At 60.8% G+C, this 413-nt stretch carries 1 protein-coding gene; it reads right to left on the reverse strand.

From position 1 onward, the window contains the following. The coding region (locus ACLD7X_RS19315) for a hypothetical protein (RefSeq protein WP_411425294.1) at nt 1–413 on the reverse strand (413 nt) is incomplete at both ends.

Here is a 413-nt window from a genome sequence, read left to right on the forward strand (position 1 = left end):
CTCGAATTCCTTCTGCAGCACTTCTTTCTCGGCGGTCAGGTTCTGGATCAGTTCGCGGTGCTGGGCGCTGGCCGAATTGAGTTCCTCGCGCAGGTGAAAGCTGGTCCGGCGCGCATTTTCGAGCTCGGTGCGCAGACGGTCGCATTCGTAGTCGCGCTCAGTCAGCAGGCGCCCCTGATCGACGACGCGGTCATCGAGTTCCGCAACGCGCTTGCCGAGCGCTTCGGCTTCGGCGGTCTGCACGCCGAGTTGTTGCTCCAGATCAGCGACGCGCTTGCTGAGATTCTCGACCTTGCCGCGTTCCTCGTTAAGGTTGAGCGTGGCAGCCGCGGCATCCTCGCGTTCCCTGTCGAGGCGATCTTCGGTCTTCTTGATATCGCGTTCGTAATCGCCGATACGGATTTTTAGCGCTT

This window comes from Aphanothece microscopica RSMan92 (assembly GCF_046613545.2).
Taxonomy (GTDB): Bacteria; Cyanobacteriota; Cyanobacteriia; order PCC-6307; family Cyanobiaceae; genus NIES-981.